The organism is Pseudomonas sp. MYb193 (genome assembly GCF_002966775.1).
GTDB lineage: Bacteria > Pseudomonadota > Gammaproteobacteria > Pseudomonadales > Pseudomonadaceae > Aquipseudomonas > Aquipseudomonas paracarnis.
Genome location: NZ_CP023269.1, coordinates 4,048,095 through 4,067,001, shown reverse-complemented (window position 1 = coordinate 4,067,001; position 18,907 = coordinate 4,048,095). Strand labels below are relative to the sequence as shown.

General features: G+C 59.3%; 19 protein-coding genes. 9 read left to right on the top strand and 10 right to left on the bottom strand.

From position 1 onward, the window contains the following. Positions 1–168 precede the first annotated feature (168 nt). Positions 169–1,767 carry a hypothetical protein gene (locus tag CLM72_RS18400; protein ID WP_105227390.1) on the top strand — a complete coding sequence of 533 codons (1,599 nt, stop codon included), beginning with the start codon at positions 169–171 and terminating at the stop codon, positions 1,765–1,767. Between the two features lie 258 nt (positions 1,768–2,025). On the opposite strand, the gene CLM72_RS18395 is transcribed toward CLM72_RS18400, so the two are convergent. Beyond that, positions 2,026–2,259, bottom strand: coding sequence for a DUF6124 family protein (locus tag CLM72_RS18395; protein ID WP_105227389.1), 234 nt, complete (start codon positions 2,257–2,259; stop codon positions 2,026–2,028). Positions 2,260–2,713: 454 nt separating this feature from the next. On the opposite strand from CLM72_RS18395, the gene CLM72_RS18390 reads away from it, so the two are divergent. Then, a complete protein-coding gene (locus CLM72_RS18390; RefSeq protein WP_105229166.1) occupies positions 2,714–3,160 on the top strand; it encodes a GNAT family N-acetyltransferase in 447 nt (148 codons plus the stop codon). On the opposite strand, the gene CLM72_RS18385 is transcribed toward CLM72_RS18390, so the two are convergent. Beyond that, complete coding sequence (locus CLM72_RS18385; RefSeq protein WP_105227388.1) at positions 3,133–3,540, bottom strand: GFA family protein; 408 nt, start codon at positions 3,538–3,540, stop codon at positions 3,133–3,135. The two genes, CLM72_RS18390 and CLM72_RS18385, sit on opposite strands and share 28 nt — an antisense overlap. 145 nt (positions 3,541–3,685) lie before the next feature. After that, positions 3,686–3,919 (bottom strand): DUF6124 family protein, encoded by a 234-nt coding sequence (locus tag CLM72_RS18380; protein WP_105227387.1) that lies wholly within the window; start codon positions 3,917–3,919, stop codon positions 3,686–3,688. 442 nt (positions 3,920–4,361) lie between these two features. Between CLM72_RS18380 and CLM72_RS18375 the strand changes: the two genes are divergently transcribed. Next, positions 4,362–4,808: a GNAT family N-acetyltransferase gene (locus CLM72_RS18375; RefSeq protein WP_105227386.1), complete on the top strand. Its 447-nt coding sequence runs from the start codon at positions 4,362–4,364 to the stop codon at positions 4,806–4,808. Between the two features lie 129 nt (positions 4,809–4,937). Here the strand turns inward: CLM72_RS18375 and CLM72_RS18370 are convergent, their stop codons facing one another. The 3 genes from CLM72_RS18370 to CLM72_RS18360 are packed head-to-tail and all read right to left on the bottom strand — an operon-like array spanning position 4,938 to position 9,008. Beyond that, entirely contained in the window at positions 4,938–7,175 is a 2,238-nt protein-coding gene (locus tag CLM72_RS18370) for a GMC family oxidoreductase (RefSeq protein ID WP_105227385.1), read from the bottom strand. Beyond that, on the bottom strand, positions 7,172–7,663 hold the full coding sequence (locus tag CLM72_RS18365) for a sorbitol dehydrogenase (protein ID WP_105227384.1): 492 nt from the start codon (positions 7,661–7,663) through the stop codon (positions 7,172–7,174). The genes CLM72_RS18370 and CLM72_RS18365 overlap by 4 nt, the downstream gene beginning before the upstream one ends. A gap of 4 nt (positions 7,664–7,667) precedes the next feature. Then, on the bottom strand, positions 7,668–9,008 hold the full coding sequence (locus tag CLM72_RS18360; RefSeq protein WP_105227383.1) for a cytochrome C: 1,341 nt from the start codon (positions 9,006–9,008) through the stop codon (positions 7,668–7,670). A gap of 324 nt (positions 9,009–9,332) precedes the next feature. Between CLM72_RS18360 and CLM72_RS18355 the strand changes: the two genes are divergently transcribed. The 3 genes from CLM72_RS18355 (at position 9,333) to CLM72_RS18345 (ending at position 12,262) form a co-directional block, all read left to right on the top strand. Then, positions 9,333–9,917, top strand: a complete 585-nt coding sequence (locus CLM72_RS18355; protein WP_105227382.1) for a nucleotidyltransferase family protein — start codon at positions 9,333–9,335, stop codon at positions 9,915–9,917. 143 nt (positions 9,918–10,060) lie between these two features. Next, the gene (locus CLM72_RS18350) at positions 10,061–11,593 is read left to right on the top strand and encodes a hypothetical protein (protein WP_105227381.1); all 1,533 of its coding nucleotides are present in this window, start codon (positions 10,061–10,063) and stop codon (positions 11,591–11,593) included. A 156-nt stretch (positions 11,594–11,749) separates the two neighbouring features. After that, complete coding sequence (locus CLM72_RS18345; RefSeq protein ID WP_105227380.1) at positions 11,750–12,262, top strand: hypothetical protein; 513 nt, start codon at positions 11,750–11,752, stop codon at positions 12,260–12,262. A gap of 128 nt (positions 12,263–12,390) precedes the next feature. On the opposite strand, the gene chrA is transcribed toward CLM72_RS18345, so the two are convergent. Continuing rightward, entirely contained in the window at positions 12,391–13,593 is a 1,203-nt protein-coding gene (chrA, locus tag CLM72_RS18340; RefSeq protein ID WP_105227379.1) for a chromate efflux transporter, read from the bottom strand. Between the two features lie 157 nt (positions 13,594–13,750). Between chrA and CLM72_RS18335 the strand changes: the two genes are divergently transcribed. The 3 genes from CLM72_RS18335 to CLM72_RS18325 are packed head-to-tail and all read left to right on the top strand — an operon-like array spanning position 13,751 to position 15,601. After that, a complete protein-coding gene (locus CLM72_RS18335; protein ID WP_105227378.1) occupies positions 13,751–14,191 on the top strand; it encodes a TspO/MBR family protein in 441 nt (146 codons plus the stop codon). Continuing rightward, positions 14,191–15,120: an alpha/beta hydrolase gene (locus tag CLM72_RS18330; protein ID WP_105227377.1), complete on the top strand. Its 930-nt coding sequence runs from the start codon at positions 14,191–14,193 to the stop codon at positions 15,118–15,120. Before CLM72_RS18335 ends, CLM72_RS18330 begins: the two co-directional genes overlap by 1 nt. Next, complete coding sequence (locus CLM72_RS18325) at positions 15,110–15,601, top strand: GNAT family N-acetyltransferase (protein ID WP_105227376.1); 492 nt, start codon at positions 15,110–15,112, stop codon at positions 15,599–15,601. The genes CLM72_RS18330 and CLM72_RS18325 overlap by 11 nt, the downstream gene beginning before the upstream one ends. 458 nt (positions 15,602–16,059) lie before the next feature. On the opposite strand, the gene CLM72_RS18320 is transcribed toward CLM72_RS18325, so the two are convergent. Genes CLM72_RS18320 through CLM72_RS18310 form a run of 3 tightly spaced genes read right to left on the bottom strand, consistent with a single transcriptional unit; the run spans position 16,060 to position 18,832 of the window. Then, positions 16,060–16,824, bottom strand: coding sequence for an ABC transporter ATP-binding protein (locus tag CLM72_RS18320; RefSeq protein ID WP_105227375.1), 765 nt, complete (start codon positions 16,822–16,824; stop codon positions 16,060–16,062). Then, positions 16,821–17,825 carry an iron ABC transporter permease gene (locus CLM72_RS18315; protein WP_054921644.1) on the bottom strand — a complete coding sequence of 335 codons (1,005 nt, stop codon included), beginning with the start codon at positions 17,823–17,825 and terminating at the stop codon, positions 16,821–16,823. The genes CLM72_RS18320 and CLM72_RS18315 overlap by 4 nt, the downstream gene beginning before the upstream one ends. After that, entirely contained in the window at positions 17,822–18,832 is a 1,011-nt protein-coding gene (locus CLM72_RS18310) for an ABC transporter substrate-binding protein (protein WP_105227374.1), read from the bottom strand. Before CLM72_RS18310 ends, CLM72_RS18315 begins: the two co-directional genes overlap by 4 nt. Between the last annotated feature and the right edge of the window lie 75 nt (positions 18,833–18,907).

Below are 18,907 nucleotides of genomic sequence, written 5' to 3'. Positions count from 1 at the left end.
CACATGGGGGGCATAATCGCCCCGTTAGGTTTAACTTGAACGGCTAGAGAAATGAGGAATCGTGAGCTTTTATCCCCCAATGCCTCGGTATCGAACTTAAAAGGCGTGCTACGAATGACGTCGAGCAGTTAAAATGCGAGCGCCCCCCTTAGATCAGATGGCTAAGAAATGTCAGCAGCAGCTCAAATCAACACAACAAATTTGCTTACTATACTTGGTGTGATAGCAGCCGTTTGGGCGTTCATTCCTCAAGTTAGCAAGCTCCAGCTTAGGTTTTGTATGAGCCGTCTGGACTGGACGATTGTAGGTCTCGTTTTTCTACTTATTCACTATCTGGTTTTTGCACCTGCGCTGGTACAGCTAGGGTTGTACTTCAGCTTCGGTCCGTGGCGTTTGGGTTTTAACTGCGACACGGCGGTATACGTTCTTCTACTCATGATTGCAACTTATTTTTTCTGGAGGACTCGCTCCCCCAAATTGGTCAGAGGAAAAATAAAAGTCTTCCGTGAAATGCTGGATACCCTTATCCTCACTAAGCGTTATGACGAGTTGGTTCTACATGTAGAGCCCCAATTACCAAAATTAACTAAATTTAGTGAGGGCGAGTCATGGCTTGCTCAGTTCATCTACCATGTCAAACGCCTGCCAATTTTCACACTTTCGGTAAATGATAGAGAGCGGCCGACTGCAATCCGGAAACAGGAAAATAAGTCGAATATAGTAAAAGCTTTTTTTTCAGAGCGCGACGAATCAAAAACTCAAGCTCGAGAAATACTACAAGGTTTAGTCATTTCTCCAGAGCTGACGCGTTCATTAACGCTAAATCATCCTTATTTTTGTCTCAAGTTGTTTGAAACGAAAGAATCAGTTGCGAGTGACTTTACAAGAGATTTTTTGGAAGCAATGTTAGAAGCTCCCGGGAGTCAGCTTTACGTTGAGCTTAAAAATAGTAAGAACCTGAATGGCGCCGCGCGTTTAGCACTCCCGCAGAGCAACCGGATATTACGTTTCTTCTTTGAGGATCCAACGGTCGCCGTCAAACTTGGCGTTTATCAAGCCATTGGCGATGCGGTTTGTCGTCGGCTAGATGAGGATAAAGCGCTTATCTCCAAACTTAACGAGCCACTGGGATCTTACTACGATTTAGGGCGATATCGATGCCCAGTTAATTCAGGGATTACGTTGTTCGAGATTATGGTGCATGAAGGTATACATCATGGACTCCAGGATCATATGTGGCTCCATTATTTCCAGCACTTCGCGAGAGGCATCATAGTTCAGATGCATCAAATGCCTAATGAACCTTCACTTCAGGAATGGCCTACTCCTTTTCACTATTTACTGACGCGACTCTTATCGGTCGCAATTGATTGGATGGAACAATGTGGACGCATTAAACCCGCAAGCACGCTACTTGCGATTCCTACGTATGAAAGCTTGGATAAACTGTACATCTCTAAAGAGGCCGCAAAATCTATCGGTGAGATGATGCAGATCATCATCCCTAGCACGACTATCCCGGCCTATTTCAAGCGTAAATTGCTAGGTCTGGTGATTGCTAGCCACAACAACCTTAGAGGGCGACTCGGTCTTATTGGGGTGGCAGACGAGCTGAACAAAGCAACGATTTTTGGTTCGAGGATGCCTACTAAGTGCAGCTACCGATCGGCGTTGCTGATCCATTTTGAGGAGCTTGATAATCGACTTAAAGACAACGCTGTTCAGTTTAAAAAAGACCTAGCTAGCGCGCTGATGAATTGCCCATAAATATAAATTTTGACGCTCACGCTGTTTACCTGGCTCTACAGAAGGTTGAGTGTCTGCATTTAACATATGTCAGCTATTGGCCGGAAGCTGACTTTCGTGAATAGCGGCTAACGGCCGAAAGCAGTCGCCGCGTCCGTCATCGCGGACGTTTTTGTTCCGAGACTAGAATCCACCAAGGCCATCAAAAAGATCGCCGAGTCGCTGTATGTGGCTTATGACGACGCGGCGAGTTATTGGGCTGGTGGGTTGAATGTCTGATCATCGGCCAGGGCAGGGCGCTTCGCGGTCTAGGAGTCTGGCGGTGAGGAGTACGCCCAGTTCGCTCAGTTGGTGGATGGCCAGGGCGATGTCGCGGTGTTTGCCGTTGAGGTCTTCGGACAGGTCGAGCAGCAGGGTGCTGACGCTGGTGAAGGTTTCGTAGCTGTTGGTGATGAGGGTTTCGTTGCTGGCGTTTGGGGCGACGGTGAAGAGGGTGGTTGAATCGTTAACCATGGTTAAGTTCCTTGCTTGGGCCACTTCCCCATCGCTACTAAACAATAAGGGCGGTAGCTGTACGCAGGTTAGTAGACCGGTGGAACCTAACAAAACCGGCGCGTCCGAGGACGCCCTACGCACAGCCACCATCAAGCACAGACGGGAGCGTCTGATGGATGAAGCGTGTGCACTTGTTAGGTCTAAGGTGGGCTACTAAACCCGATCACTGAACAATTCAGCGACCGAGCCACCTTAGAGACGGCCACTCCAGCGCACAAGCCGGCGGATTCTGACGCAGGCGTAGGCAATGGAGCAAGGTGCGGCAGGGGAATCGGATTTTGCCTTCAGTCGCTGCGTGATCGTTTGGGGTTTTCGCGAGCAAGCTCGCTCCTACAGGGGTGACCTTGCGACGTTCATCATCTCAAACGAAATTGTTAGCATTGAACGCGTTTCATATTGGAGGCAGGGATGGATGAAACGATATGAGGTTCAACGGATCGCCCACCTTCCGCGCCAGATACAAGCGCTGGAAAAGGAAGCCGTTGGCGAGGGTTTCAGGTTCCTCACTCGTCTGATTAACGAATGGCACTCTGGAGCAAACCGCTTTGATGCACCCGGCGAGTGTTTGATGTCGGCCTATTTGAATCGGCAACTGTTAGGCATCGGAGGTGTTTCAGTTGATCCCTATACTGACAATAATGTGGCCAGACTGCGGCGGGTGTACGTCGCAGCTTCGGCAAGGGGGCAACACGTCGGGAAGGCGCTGGTAAAGGCGCTTGTTGAACGTGCCGCTCTCAGGTTTCAGGTCGTGCGTCTTTTCACGGATACGGCTGAAGGAAGCGCCTTTTATGAGCGCTGTGGCTTCAAGCGAACAGATGAGGCCCAGGCGACTCATATCATGCAGCTTGGCGGTTTCTGAGGCGGGTAGCTGCACCAGTGGACTGCGGAGTCGACATGAACGTGTTTTTGCTTTTCAGCTATGAAGGGTGTGTCGAGCGTGCCCAGCGCTATTGACACCCAGTCGGCGAATTCCCCTTGAGACCGCGACCAGAACAATGCCGAGCCGCAGTGCGTGCAAAATTCGCGCAACACTGCCTCTGAGGATGCATAGGTTTTGATGCTGTTGGCGCCGGAAAGTAGGCGTAGTGCGTTACGGGGAACACTGCCGTAAGAAGCGAATGCGGCCCCGTGACTTTTGCGGCACTGGCGGCAATGGCAGTGGCTCACTGACTTTGGCGTGGCGGATAGCTCGTAAGTGACGGCTGCGCATAAGCAGCTTCCCTGATACACCGTTGTCATTCGCTTTTCCCGTCATGCGAAAAACGTCAGCGTAACCGTCCCGCTCTAGCCAGTCGACCTACCCATCAAACCAAACCGCCGAGTCGCTGTAGGTGGCTCACGACGACGCGGCGGTTATCGGGCTAGCAAGTTGAAGGGCTAATCATCAGCCAGGGCAGGGCACTTCACGGTTTAGGAGTCTGGCGGTGAGGAGTACGCCCAGTTCGCTCAGTTGGTGGATCGCCAGGGCGATGTCGCGGTGTTTGCCGTTGAGGTCTTCGGACAGGTCGAGCAGCAGGGTGCTGACGCTGGTGAAGGTTTCGTAGCTGTTGGTGATGAGGGTTTCGTTGCTGGCGTTGGGGGCAACGGCGAAAAGCGTTGTTGAATCTGCTTTTGACATGAGTAGACATCCTGAGTGATGCCACCACCTTTCCGCTACTAAACAGTGGGTGGCAGCTGTACGCAGGTTAGTAGACCGGTGGATATCTAAAGCCGGCGCGCCCGAAGACGCCCTACGCACAGCCACCATCAAGCACAGATGCAATGTCTGATTGATGAAACTCATGCACTAATAGATACCCAAGCTCAGGCTACTAAACCCGAATCACTGAACAATTCAGCGACCGAGCCACCTTAGAGACGGCCACCTCAGCGCACAAGCCGGCGGATTCTGACGCAGGCGTAGGCAATGGAGCAAGCCGTGGCGAGGGAATCGGATTTCGCCTTCAGGCGCTGCGTGATCGTTTGGGGTTTTCGCGAGCAAGCTCGCTCCTACAGACGTGTTCGTCACCTCAGACGAAATTGTTAGCATTGAACGCGTTTCATATTGGGGGCTGGGATGGATGAAACGATATGAGATTCAACCGATCACACACCTCCCGCGCCAGATACTGGCGTTGGAGAAGGAAGCCGTTGGCGAGGGTTTCAGGTTCCTCACGCGTCTGATTAACGAATGGCACTCCGGGGCAAACCGCTTTGATGCACCCGGCGAGTGTCTGATGGCGGCCTATTTGAATCAGCAATTGATAGGCATCGGCGGTCTTTCAGTTGATCCCTATGCTGAAAATAATGTGGCCAGACTGCGACGGGTGTACGTCGCACCTCCGTCAAGGGGGCAACACGTCGGGCAGGCGCTGGTAAAGGCGCTTGTTGAACGCGCCGCTCTCAGGTTTCAGGTCGTGCGTCTTTTCACGGATACGGTTGAAGGAAGCGCCTTTTATGAGCGCTGTGGCTTCAAGCGGACAGATGAGGCTCAGGCGACTCATATCATGCGGCTTGGCGGTTTCTGAAGCGATGGCTGCAATGGCAATGGCTCACGGCGTTAGGCGTGGCCGATAGCTTGTAAGTGACGGGATTAAGAGAGCAACCCCACAACACTGCGACCTCGCCGCAGCACTGTGGGGTTGCTATGCCAGCGCCTACACCGACCCGAAACGTACCTCCACTGACAGACTGCCCTGGTTATCGCTCAGGCCAGCCCCGTAGCGCCCGGTCAGGTCGTCATTGATGCACAACTGCAACTCCCCCTGCTGGCCACGCGGCAATTGCGCCTGGTTGCCCACCAGGAACGGCGCGCCGCTGGTGCCGATACGCCCGATCAATGCGCCTTCCGCTTGACCGGGCAAGGTATAGCCGGGCTTGGCGGTCAGGCCTGGGTGGCCCGCCGCGCCGACCATGCCGGTGCCCGGGTTGGCCGTCCACTGCCCACCGGTGCACACCGCCAGTTGCCAGCTCTGTCCGTTGACCTGCACGCCGGTGCCCTGCCAGGGGTCTCTGGCCTGCACCTGCACGGTACGCTTGAGCAGGTCGCTGGCGACCACGTCGGCGGCCTGGAAGGTCAGCGCGGTGATGGTCAAGGTCGGGTTGGCGGTGCCGGTGGAGGGGAACACGCCGTCGCCCACCAGGAACAGGTTGGGGTGGTCCCAGCTGCGCTGGTCTTTGTCCACCACCGACTTGTTGCGGTCCGAGCCCATGCGGTAGGTGCCCATCAGGTGGCCAGCGCCGTAGAAGGCGTAGTTCTGACCGCCATGCTCGAACACCGTTTGCGAGCCGGGCTTGAGCTCAGGGTTCAGGTCGGTCAGCTCGGTGGCACCCATCAGCTTGGTGATGATATGCGTGGCGGCCAGGCGCGCCTGCTTGAAGCCCTCCTTGGTGTAGTCGGACAGTTCGTAGGCGATCTCTGGCCGAGGCAGGCCCAAGCCGTCGGTGAAATGCTTGCTACTCTCCACCCGGCACTGCGCATGCTCGGGGTCTTTCTCCACCTGCTCGATCAAGAAGGCCAAGCGGAACTGGCGGGTCAGCACGCTGTTGAGCTTCTGCACCAGCGCCACGCCGGACAATGCCTCGCTCTTGTGGTCGGCGCCGCCATTGTTGGTGCCGCCATTGTTGTCGCCGTCGATAAAATCGCAGACCGTGGTGTACGGATCATTCGCCGACCAATTCCAGCCCTCGTTGCCGATCTCGATACGCCAGGCGGCACGCGTGCTGCGGAACGCACCGTCGCGCATGTCTTCGATCCCTGAGGTGGACAGTGGCCCACGAAAGGGGAACAACGGCTTGCCTTCAGGCATCAGGCCCCAGGCCAGGTACACCGGGTGGTCGGCCAATGACTTGCCGACCTGGCCGCTGCTGTTGGCGACCCCTTTTGGGCTGTGCGGGCCGATGGAGTTGAGAAGCAGCTTAGGCGTTTCGATCGCGTGGGCGGCGATCACGTAGCGCTTGCCCTGAGCCGTGCCGTTCTGTTGCGTGCCGTTGTTCTGGTACTGGATGAAATCGATACCCGTGACCCCGTTGGCATCCACCTGCACCTTGCTCGCCACGCATTGGTAGAGGATCCGCACATTACCGGTATCCAGAGCCTTGGCCATGGTCACGGTGGCGTCGTATTTGGCCTGGATCGGACAGATCGGCGTGCAGCTGGTGTTGCCGGCGCATACCCGGCGGCCGTTGTCGTTCTGCGAGTTACGCCCGGCCGGGGTTTGCCGCACGTTGAGAGTGATGCCCTGGTACTGCGTGCCATTGATGGCCTTGCCCACGCCCTGGTCGACCAACGATGGAGGAATGCCGTGCATGCTGTATTGGTAGCCCTGGGGGAAGGTCACGCCCAGGTAAGTCTGCAACGCCACATCGGCGGACACGCCCATCTCTTCCTCGGCGCGGCAGTAGGCGGTCTGCAGGTCGTCGTAGCTGATCGGCCAGTCGACCCCGACCTTGTACTTGCTCTGCATACGAAAGTCGTTGGGTAACAGGCGCAGAGCCGTGCCCATCCAGTGCCACATGGTACCGCCGCCCACCCGCTCGTAGGTGCTGGCGAACAGTCGCGGCCCGTTCTGTACCAGGTAGCTCTTCTGCACCTTGTCCTTGTCGTGGCTGCCGGCGGTGATCAAGTCCTGGATAGTCGCTCGCGGGGCGAACTGTTTGGCCGGGGTCTGCTCGCTCTGCTCCGGTGGGTAGGGCGACTCGGGCGCCTTGAGCACGGCCGTGTAGAAACGCTCCAGGTACTCGCTGCGGTTAGGCGGTATCGCCGGGCCCGACTCGAGCACCAGCACTTTCAAGCCGGCCAGGCCCAGCTGGTAGGCCATGACGCTGCCGGCCATGCCGGCGCCCACGACGATCACGTCGGCGGTTTCGATGTTCTGGGTGTTTAGAGTGCTCATGGCTGCTGCCCTTCCTTGGCGTCGACACCGGTGAATTGCTTGAGGGTCGGTGGCTGCTCGGCCCAGTAGCCGAAGTGGTACTCGCTGTAGCCCATGGGGTGGGATTGGGCGATTTTCCACGCCCAGCTTTCCTTGTAAGCCTGGTCGGAGACCACGCGGATGTCACCCGTGTGGGCGGCGCCTTGGTCATAAGGCTGGTACCAGCTGCCAAGCAGCCACAGCTTCATGATCGAGCGGGCGCCTTTGGCGATCTGCGGGTCCGAACTGCCGAGTATGGCGCTGGCGATCTGCTTATGGGGTTGGTCTTTGATAGGGACGTACAGGTTCAGCAGTTTGCTGAACGCTTCGGTGCCCATGCCTTGCTGGGCGGTGTCGAAAAACACCGGAGGCAGGTTGATCGGGTCGACGGCAGGCGCCAGCAGCTTGGCTGACAGGCCAGTGAGCTCGGCAGACAGGTCGATGAAGTCTTGCAGGTTCGGGTCGCTCATGGCATCACTCCTTGGCACCGGTGGATTGGGCACGTTCAAGCAGAAAGGTGAAATCGGCGAAGCTGGTGCGCGGTGACTGGGTCACCCGGGTGGTCGCGTTGTTGTGGCATTCCATGCAACTGGATGAAGCCTGCGGCGTAGTGCCCTGGTTGTAGGTTTCCAGCGTGGCGTTGGCCAGGAAGTTCGGCGCAGGCGTGCCCAGCGGGTTGGTTGGCGACGGCACCTGGCAGTCATCGGCGGGGGCGGTTGGCCATTGGGTGCTGATCAACTGGTAGTTGGCCCACACCGTACCCTTGAGTGCGCCTTGCCACTGCGCGTTGAGCTGGTGGGTTGCGGCGGTGAGCGGAATTTCCCGCACGATCTGCGAGGGCGTGGCTTTCTTCGACGGGTCCCACGGCTGCGCGGGCGGCTCGTTCACCGGGCGGTCGCTGGCCTGGGCGTTGTAGAACAGGTAGGGGCCCTTGCGCTCGTTCATGGGGGTGGTCTTTTCCGGTACGTTGCGCACGTGCTCGAAGCTTGACCACACCCACTGCGGCGCATCTTTGGTCTTGTGCACGATGTGCAGGCCGACCAGCCCGACCTTCTGCGCGTTGCACGATTCGGGGATCACCGCGCCCTTGCTCGGGTCGGCGTTGCCGGGGGTGTAGACCAGCGCGTCGACGGCGTGGAAGTCCTGCGGGTTGTCGTTGCCGCCGAGTACCTTCCAGGCCGATTTGACCATGATCGCGCCGACATGCTTGTCTTTCTGCGAGCCGCAGGAGAAGGCGATGCGGTTGTCGGCCTTGGTGAAGAAAGCCTGTTGGCCTTCCTTGCTGTACAGACCATTGTTGACGATGTTGTCGAACATCGGCTGGTTGACCATGATCGCGTTGCGCGTGTAAGTGCCGTTCTGGTCCACCAGTGGGCCGGTCTTGAACGGCTGGATGGTCTCGTCGAGCACACCAGCGACCTTGCCCATCTGCTGCAGCACGGGCAGGTCACCCTTGCCTTGGCAGGCCGGGGGTAGCGGCGCCTTCTGGTTCCAGGCGACAGGCTTCTGGCCTTGGGGCAGGAAAATCTCGTAGCTCTCCTTCCACGACTCCCACACCGTCTGCCCCGGCGCGCCGATCTGCGCCGAGGTATTGGCGCTGCCGTCGGCGTTGGCGGGCCAGTTCAGCGCGACGAAGGTCTGCCACGACAGCACGTCGAAATCGTGTTGCAGGTTGTCCAGGGTGAAGGGGGCATTGGCGGTGACGTCGAAGGGAATCGCAGGTGACAGCGGCGGCGGGCTGGCCGCATCGGCCATGGCGAGCACGCTGGTGAAGCTTGCACCCAGGCACGCCAACCGTTTCAAGGTTATTTTCATTATCGTCTCCTCAGCAGATAAAGCGTCGGGACGACGAGGCGTACTGGCCCTTCATGGACCGATAGTTCAGCGTTATCCCTTACGCTAGGCTGAAGGCTAGTCGTTGCGCTTGAACCGCCAGAAATATCCGACTAAAGGTAGGGGTAAGCAGGATCGGCGCACGGCGGCAGACGCGCGCGTAGGCAATGGCGCAAGGTGCGGCAGGGGAATCGGATTTTGCCTTCAGGCACTGTCTGATCGTTTGGGATTTTCGCGAGCAAGCTCGCTCCTACAGGAGTGACATATTGGGATGATACTGTGGCGCCAGACTATGGAGGGCTGAACATGACATTGACTGTCGACACCTTGCTCGAATTGGCCATGGCCAACCCGATCAATGCGCAAATCACCGCGCGGCTACCGGACCTTGGTGTGCAGCAGTGCCTGCTCACGGCGGGCTGTTTGTTCCAGGCGGTGTGGAACCATCAGGCGAATCTGCCGGCGGCTCAGGGCGTGAAGGACTACGACGTTTTTTACTTTGATGAGGATGTGTCCTACGAGGCGGAGGACGCGGTGATTCGCAGGGCGCAGGTGCTATTTAATGACTTGGGTGTGAATGTAGAGGTCAAGAATCAGGCGCGGGTACACCTTTGGTATGGCCAGCGGTTTGGCCGGCCTTATCCGCAGTTGCATTCGGCTCGGCAGGGGGTTGACCGTTACTTGGTGGCGGGTACGTGCGTTGCGCTGGATATTGCCTCGGGCGAGGTGTATGCGCCTTATGGTTTGGAGGATGTGGAACAGGGGGTGTTGCGTATCAACCCTTTGCATCCGGAGCCTGAATTGTTTTTGCACAAGGCCAGGAGTTATCAGGCGCGTTGGCCGTGGCTCAAGATTGTCGAGCCGGGCTCAGCCCCAATGCCGGCCAGTTAAGACGCAGCGCGGAAAAGGGGACGGGGAGTAATACAGGTATCATATAGTGGCTCTGTGCTACCTTTATTGAGGGCTGCACCTCGCCTTTGATGAAGCTGACTTACTCCCTCCTTCTACCCGCGATTTTGGAACGGTGACACGCAATGGATGCAAGCATTCAGCCGATTGAACTTTACGGCCACACCCTTGAGACACCGCAAAGCAAGCTTGATACAAACCAGGTCAGGCAAGCATTCTCGACGATTGCCGCGACGTGGTCGCAGAAAATCAATGCCGGCTTTTACGATCTGTTTTCCAACCTGGATAACCTCTACGAAGGCGGCGATGATCTAGCAGACAAGATCCGCCTCCAGGCAATAGGCCAAAGTATCAAGCTCACCGTGGCCCACGGGATCTACGATATCGACGAAGAGCGCTTCTACGACGCGTTCATGCAGCGCTACGACTCATGGGATGAAGATTTCGGCGTATTGGCCGAGCAATACGAAGCCATTGTCGAGCGTTCAGCCGAGGTGGATGCGCATCGCACCAATCGTCGCCGTGGTCGTCGCCAATGGGTAGGCTATGGTTCAGAGAAGGCGGTATACGATGCCGACGCCAAAAACCTGATGTCCAATATTGGTCATGGGGTATTCAACCTGATGGCCAAAGGGGTCAGCGCACTCGGCGACTCGTTCAAGAAAGACGAGATTTTCAAGCGCCCGGCAACGGTCAAGGCGTTCGCAGACGGTGCCAGCAATATCGTTAATGCGGCCTACCTTGCGACCCTCGATGCCATCAATGCCGATTCGCCCGGTAAGTTGCACAGCTATTCAAAGGACGAGATCAGAAAGTCCCAGGCGATTACCGAGAATATTGAAAAAGGCCTGATCCCCGACGAGGCCGTGTTGCCGTCGGCGGTCAAGGCGATCAGCGCTTATCCCTACAACGAGCGTATCTATCCGATCCTGCTACGAAAGTTTGGGGGTGATCAAGGGCGACTCGATGGTGTTGTGGAGTACTTCGGCATGGGCGGCCTGCTCAAGGAAAAGCAAGCTCTGATCCAGGAGCAATTGCGCCAGTGCGACCTCAGCACTGTGGAAAGTTTCAGCGCCAGTCGCCCGGACATCGAGCGCTATGCGCAATTCATCAATTACGAACGTTTCGATGAACACTGTGAGCGAGTGATCGAGAAAATCGTGGCGCGCGAGACGCAGGCGAGCGCGCTATCGGTTGTTACCCCTGTACTACCAGGGTCAGAGAAACGCGGCGGCTGCGGGTTGACCGTGGCGACTGCCGCCCAAGGTTTCAGGTCCAACGCCGATCACAAGTTCTATGTGGCGCCGGACTTGCCGATGAAGAAGATCCTGACCTTCGAATCCAAGAACGCGCTGAACATTGCCAAGGACGAGGTGGTGTTCTTCTTCGACGAAACAGTGTTCGGCTCTGGCGACAAGGGCGTACTGGTTGATCTTGAGTATGTATACGTGCGCCTGCAATTCAAGGAATCGCACCGCGTGGCACTTGCCGATATTGCCGACGTTACCATCAGCGGTCTAATGAATAAAAAGCTGACGATGGCCAAGCGTGACGGAACCAATGTGGATGTGGTGCTGACCCAAAGCAACAAAGGTGCGACCAGCTTAAGCGAAGCCATCCTCGCACTGGTGCGGTTGAGCAAGGTGGCGGTGAACTGATCTACCAGGCCAATAATCTTTTGGGGCCTGGTTCTTTCCGACCTATGAGGTAGCGGCTGTGAACCGCGCCTTACAAAATAGTTAATGGGTTCCACAAGGCGGCACCTTTAGGCGCACGCTGGGTGTTACCCCATTGGCAATACAAGGACGATGCACATGACCCTAGGCGATCTCGCTCAGATTCTGGAAGACCACTTCAGGCCCAAGGCCCGTGACATCACGCGCTTTGCAGGCACCGGCTACTCGTTTGAAGAGTGGTTCAACTGGGAACAATTCAGCGCGTTTACCGCTCTAGCGTTCGAGTGCAATCCCAAACCTGGCTACAGGACACACTTTACTGGCCACGCATCTGGCCAATTGGGTGACATCGCGATTTCGGCGAAGGATGGCACAACCTGGTTGGTGGAAACGTCGTTGGTGCATGCCTATACGCAAAACAAATGGAAAGCCAAAATCACAGAAGATCGGGCAAAACTCCAAGGCGCCGTTGCACAAGGGGTTCGCAAGGTTCAGCTGATGTTGTTGTGCAGTGATGTAGAAACAGACCTTCAGACCCAGTGGGCCTACTGGTTTGAGGATATGCCCTTTTGGGCCGTGCCAGACTCGAAAAAAGACTTTAGTGATGGTGAGCAGGGAGAAGTGTGCTTGTTACTTTGGGAGGTGGAGTAACGACAGCAGATGCCGTGCTCTTGGCATGACGGAACAGGTCGAACGCAATCGCCGCTTTCGTCATTCGGCCTTTCATTGAATCTCTGATGGGGGCGGGTGTTAACGATCATCCTCCACACAGGCCTGCGCTAGCCCAGTAACCCGCCCAGTACGCCGCAACCTATCACCACCAGCCACGGCGGCAGCTTCCACACCATCAGCGCGACCAGTGCTAGTAGCGCCAACGCCACGTCATACCCGTTGAAAACCGCGCTGGTCCACACCGGCTGGTACAGCGCCGCCAACAACAGGCCAACCACTGCTGCGTTCACCCCGGCGAGCGCGGCTTGGGTGCGCGGGCTGCTGCGCAGGTTGGCCCAGAAGGGCAAAGCGCCGAAGATCAGCAGGAACGACGGGGCGAAGATCGCCAGCAGCGCGATCACTCCGCCAAGCCAACCGCTCGGGGCGTGGGTCATGGAGGCGCCGAGGAAGGCGGCGAAGGTGAACAGCGGGCCGGGCACAGCTTGGGTGGCGCCGTAGCCGGCGAGGAACACATCGTTGCTCACCCATTGGCTGGGCACCACTTCGGCTTGCAGTAGCGGCAACACTACGTGGCCGCCGCCGAATACCAGGGCGCCGGTGCGGTAGAAGGCGTCCACCAGCGCCAGTGTGGGGTTGAGCGCCCATGCGGCGAGGATCGGCAAACCCACCAGCAACAGCAAAAACAGTATCAACCACAGGGCTCCGGCGCGGCGGCTGATGGCGATGGGCAGGGCGTCGGGCTCGTTGCTGTTCTCGGGCTTGAACAACAGCAGGCCGGCCACGCCTGCGACCACCATGACCCCGACTTGAGCCCAGGCGGAGGGCTCCAACAGCACCACGCACGCAGCGGTCAACATCAACGCCACCCGTAACACGCCTCGGCACAGGTTGCGCGCCATGCCCCACACGGCCTGGGCCACCACGGCTACGGCGACCACCTTGAGGCCGTGCAGCGCGCCATGGGGCAGGGCGCTGCCGTAGTGGGCCAGCCCCAGGGCAAACAGGATCAGGGCGATGGCCGACGGCAAGGTGAACCCGGCCCAGGCTGCCGCCGCGCCCCGGTAACCTGCGCGGGACAGGCCCAACGCGATACCGACCTGGCTGCTGGCCGGGCCGGGCAGGAATTGGCACAGCGCGACCAGTTCGGCATAGCTGCGCTCGCTGAGCCAGCGGCGGCGGCTGACGAACTCTTGGCGAAAATAACCCAGGTGTGCAATCGGCCCGCCGAAGGAGGTAAGGCCCAGGCGCAGGAAAATCAGGAACACTGACCAGGGGCTGCTGCGGTGATCGGCAAGCTGGGGCAAGGGCATGTCTCGGGCAACGGTGCTGGATGTTGCCGACCATAACCAATTTTCATGACGCGCAAAAGCGCGGGTATTTTGCTGCCTCCATTGAATTTATCCGCGGTTGCTTGAGTCATTCAATGCAGTGCATTGTTTTCCATCCACTGGACCTCAAGGAGCGACCATGACCTTTTTCATCTTTCTGCTAGCCTGCGCCGCCGCTGCCGGCACGGGCGTGATCTTCAAACCTGGCGCCTGGTACGAATCCCTGGTCAAGCCCAGCTTTACCCCGCCCAATTGGCTGTTCCCGGTGGCATGGACGATCATCTACCTGCTGCTGGCCTGGGCCGGTTACCGCTTGACCCTGATCCCCGGCAGCGAAATGGTGTTGGCCCTGTGGGCGGCGCAGATTGCATTGAACACACTGTGGACGCCGGTGTTCTTTGGTGCCCATCGGTTGTTCGCCGGGATGGTGATTATCGTGCTCTTGTGGCTCACCGTGGCAGCGATGGTGGTGCTGGCCGTGCGTCTGGATTTGATCACCGGCCTGATCCTGTTCCCGTATCTGGCATGGCTGTGCGTGGCCGCGGCGTTGAACTTCTCGATCCTGCGTAATAATCGCTGATGGCCTACCAGCATTGGCCCGCCAGCGAGCCCGAACTGGCCCAGATGCGCCGCTTCAATCGCAAACTGGCGTGGATGCCGCGCTTCAAGGTCCGCAACCGCGTCACGCCGCGCATGATCCAGGCGCTGCTGCGCGCCAGCCAGACCTTCAAGAAGGCGCCCATGGCGGAACGCAAAATGCTCGGGGCGATCCCCTTGCGCATCCTGCGCCCCGCTGGCCCGCCAAGAGGCGTGGTGCTGGATATCCACGGCGGTGGCTGGGTGATCGGTAATGCGCAAATGGATGACGACCTTAACCTTGGCATGGTCAACGCGTGCGATGTGGCGGTGGTGTCGGTGGATTATCGGCTGGCGGTGGATACGCCGATCGAAGGGCTGCTGGACGACTGCCTGACGGCTGCGCGCTGGCTTTTGGCGGACTGCCCGGAGTTTGCCGGCCTGCCGGTGTTTTTCGTTGGCGAGTCGGCCGGCGGGCACTTGGCGGCGGCCACCTTGTTGGCGCTCAAGCAATGGCCCGAGTTGCTCCAGCGGGTAAGCGGCGCGGTGTTGTATTACGGCGTCTACGATTTGACCGGCACGCCCAGTGTGCGCACGGCCGGGCCGGACACCTTGTTGCTGGACGGGCCGGGCATGGTTCAGGCGCTGCGCCTGCTGACGCCGGGGATCAGCGACGAGACGCGCCGGCAGCCGCCGTTGTCGCCCTTGTATGGAGACTTTGAGGGGCTGCCACCCGCGTTGATGTTTGTGGGGCAATTGGACCCGCTCAAGGATGACACCCTGCTTATCGCCGAGCGATGGGCAGCGGTGGAGGCTCATGTGTTGCCGGAAGCGGCCCATGGGTTTATTCACTTTCCGGTGGCGATGGCCGATCGCGTGCTGGCTTACGCTCGCCAGTGGATAACGGGTCGGATCCCTGGCGATGAACGTTAGTATCGAGGCGGCGCAGGCCGCTGACATTCCCCAGGTGCTGAGCTTCGCTTTGCAGGCGCGTGATGAACTGTTTCCCACGCTCAGTGCCACCGGTGTCCCCCACGATCTGGCGCAGTTTGAAGCCATCTACCTTGAGGGCGGCGGGCGGTTTTTGATTGCCCGTGCCGAAGGCCGGATCGTTGCCGCGGTGGCTTATCGGCCCTACGACGGCCGCTTCCCGCAGTTGAACTACCAGGGCCGCAAGACGGTGGAAGTGGTGCGCCTGTATGTGCTCCCGGCTGTGCGACGCTTGGGCCTGGCGGGCCGGTTATACCGCTCGCTGGAGGCGCTGGCGCGAGCGGATGGGGTGGAGATGATGTACTTGCATACCCATCCGTTTCTGCCCGGCGCGATTGATTTCTGGCAGCGGCAGGGGTTCGACGTGGTGGATGTCGAGGCCGACCCGATCTGGCAGACCACCCATATGCACCGACTTCTGTAGATGAAGTGTGGGAGGGGACTTGCCCCCGATAGCGGCGACCCCCCAAATCACTGGCGGATTACGGGCACACCGAGCCTGGGCGAGGTGCCGAGTGGTGGGGCAAGAGCGTTTTGCTTACTTTGGCCTGGGCCGGCATCCCGGCTTTTGCAAAGTGAGCCGCCGTCAGGGCGGAACCCTAAGTGGCCGTTACCGCAGGAATGGATATGTACACGGTCCAACTGTGTTGACTGTCAAGCCGTCTTCGCAGGCAAGCCAGCTCCCACAGTTGGATCGCGGCGCGTCAGTTAGATCAGCGTCGGCTGCCAGGCCGTAGCGGGAGCAAGCTCCCTCGCCACAGGTTTAGCGTCGTACCGAAGTTGTGTAGATACCTATGCTCATCGGGGGCAAGCCCCCTCCCACATTTGGATCACAGTTGGCAGTCAGACTATCACCAGAGCAAGCTGCCCCAACGTACGGATTCAGTTGGAGCGCAGGCGCAGGATTTGCGCGCCGTCGAACGGGTCCGTCAGGTAATGCCCCTGTACCCCGAACGTCTCTTGCAAGCGCTGCGGTGTCAGCACTTGCAGCGGCGTGCCCAGCGCCACCAGTTGCCCGCGATCCAGCACGGCCAGGCGATCACAGGTCAATGCCTGATTTAGATCATGCAGGGCAATCAAGGTGGTCACCGGCAAGCCTTGCACGCCTTTGAGGATTGCCAGTTGATGCTGGATATCCAGGTGATTGGTCGGCTCATCCAGCAACAAAATCTGCGGGCGTTGTGCCAGGGCGCGGGCGATGTGCACGCGCTGGCGTTCGCCACCCGAGAGGCTGCGCCAGGCACGTTGGCTCAGGTGGGTGGCGTCTACGTCATGCAGGGCCTGGTGCACGATAGCATCGTCTTCACGCGACCACGGGCTCAATGCCGACAGCCACGGCGTGCGACCCAGGGCCACGGCGTCGAACACGCGGATGGCGTCGTCGGTGTCGGCCTGTTGCTCCACAACCGCCAATTGCTGCGCGATGGTGCGGCGCGACAACTCACCGAGCCGCTTGCCACCCAGGCGAACTTCGCCACTGGCCGGCGCACGTAATCCAGCCAGCAATTTGAGCAGGGTGGATTTGCCTGAACCATTGGGCCCGACGATACCGAGGGTTTCACCCAACTGCACGTCGAGGTCAATGTCACGCAGCAACTGCGCGTCACGCACTTTGAAGCCCAGGCCGCGACAACTGAGTACGCTCATCGTGCGTTCCTCCGGCCAATCAGGATCAGCGCAAACACCGGCGCGCCCACCAATGCGGTGACCACACCCACCGGAATCACCTGGCCCTTGATCAAGGTGCGCGACAGCACGTCCGCAGCGATCAAAAACAGCGCGCCACCCAAGGCACTGGCCGGCAGCAAACGCGAATGCCCGGTGCCAAGCAACAGGCGCACCGCATGGGGAATCACCAGGCCGACAAACCCGATGGAGCCGACGATGGATACCATCACCGCCGTCACCAACGCAGCGCAGGCCACCAGCACAAATTGCACGCGGCGCACCGGGATGCCGAGGGAGGCTGCCGAGTCGCTGCCGAAGGTAAACGCATCCAGTGCACGCCGGTGCCACAGGCACACCGCGAGCCCCACGACCGCCACCGGCACCGCCAACCACACCGACGGCCAGCGTACGCCGCTGAGGTTGCCCAGCAGCCAGAACATAATGCCGCGGGCTTGTTCGGAGCTGGCCGACTTGGTGATCAGGAACGCGGTCAGGGCATTGAACAACTGCGAGCCGGCGATACCCGCGAGGATGATCTGTCCGGTACCGCTGGACGATCCGCTGGCTCGTGCGAGCAGCGTCACCAGCGCAAAGGCCGCCATCGCCCCCACAAACGCGCCCGCCGATAACGACACCAGGCCACCGCCCACGCCGATCAAGGCAACGAGCACCGCGCCGGTTGACGCGCCGGCGCTGATGCCCAGCAGGTACGGGTCGGCCAGCGGGTTACGCAGCAGCGATTGCAGGATCACGCCGCACGTCGCCAACCCTGCGCCGCAAGCTGCGGCCACCAATGCACGGGTGAGGCGGTAGTTCCACACCACGCCTTCGTCGATGGGGTCCAGTACGTAGCCGGCGCTCCAGAGTTTATTGGCGAGCACCTGCAGCACCACCTGTGGTTCGATGGCGGTTTCACCGATGGCGACGCCAGCGAGCAGGGCGAGCAACAGCAGCGCCAGGGCGAGTAGGGTGCGCATCATTGGCCCAGGTGGTAGCCGTCAATGGCGGCCGCCAGTTGTTCAAGGCCCTCGAAGGTGCGCAGGCTCGCCTGCAAGGCCAGAGCGTCGAGGATGATGATGCGGTTGTTCTTCACCGCGTCCATGTTGCGGGTCACGGGGTCGCTGCGCAGGAAGGCGAGTTTCTTTTCATGGTCGTCGGCCGGGTAGCGACGGCGGTCCATGCGTGCGATCACCAGGAAGGTGGGATTGGCCTTGGCGATGGTTTCCCAGCCGACGGCAGGCCATTCTTCATCGGACTGCACCACGTTACGCAGGCCAAGGGTTTGCAGCATGAATTGCGGCACGCCTTTGTGGCCGGCTACGTAAGGGTCGCTGGCCATTTCGGCGCTGGAAAACCACACCAGTGCGCTGGCTTGCTGCAAGCCCTTGCCCTGGGCCGTGGCGACGGATTTGGCCAGGCGCGCCTTGAGTTCGTCGGTCAGTTGTTGGCCGCGATCCTGCACGTCGAAAATCTGTGCCAGTTGCTGGAGGCTCTGGTAGATCGTCTCGATGCGAAAGGGCTCCAATCGCGTGCCGTCGGCACCCACCAGGTTGTCCTTGCCTTCGCAATCGGACGGCAACAGGTAGGTGGGGATCTTCAGTTCATGAAACTGCTCACGGGTACCGACTACGCCTTGGGGGCCCACCACCCATTCCAGCTCGGCGGCCACCAGTTGCGGGCGCTTGGCGAGTACGGCTTCGAAGCTGGGCTCGTTGTTGGCCAGGCGCTCGATGCGGTCGTCCTGGGCCTTGTACTGCGCTGCCACGTTGTTGAACCACAGCGAAGTGCCGACCACCTTGTCGCCCACGCCCAGGGCATACAGCATCTCGGTGGCGGCCTGGCCGATGGTGACGCTGCGGGCGGGGGCGTGCTGGAAGGTCAGGGTGCTGCCGCAGTTGTGCAGGGTCAGCGGGTACTGAGTGGGCGCGGCTTGCGCCAGGGCACACATACCCAAGCCTGCGATCAGGGCGGTAACGCGTGGCAGCATGAGGCGATCTCCTTGTGAACCGTAGGTGCAGCAGGGGAGGTACGGCTCGGAAATACGCCCATGGAGGCTGCTGAT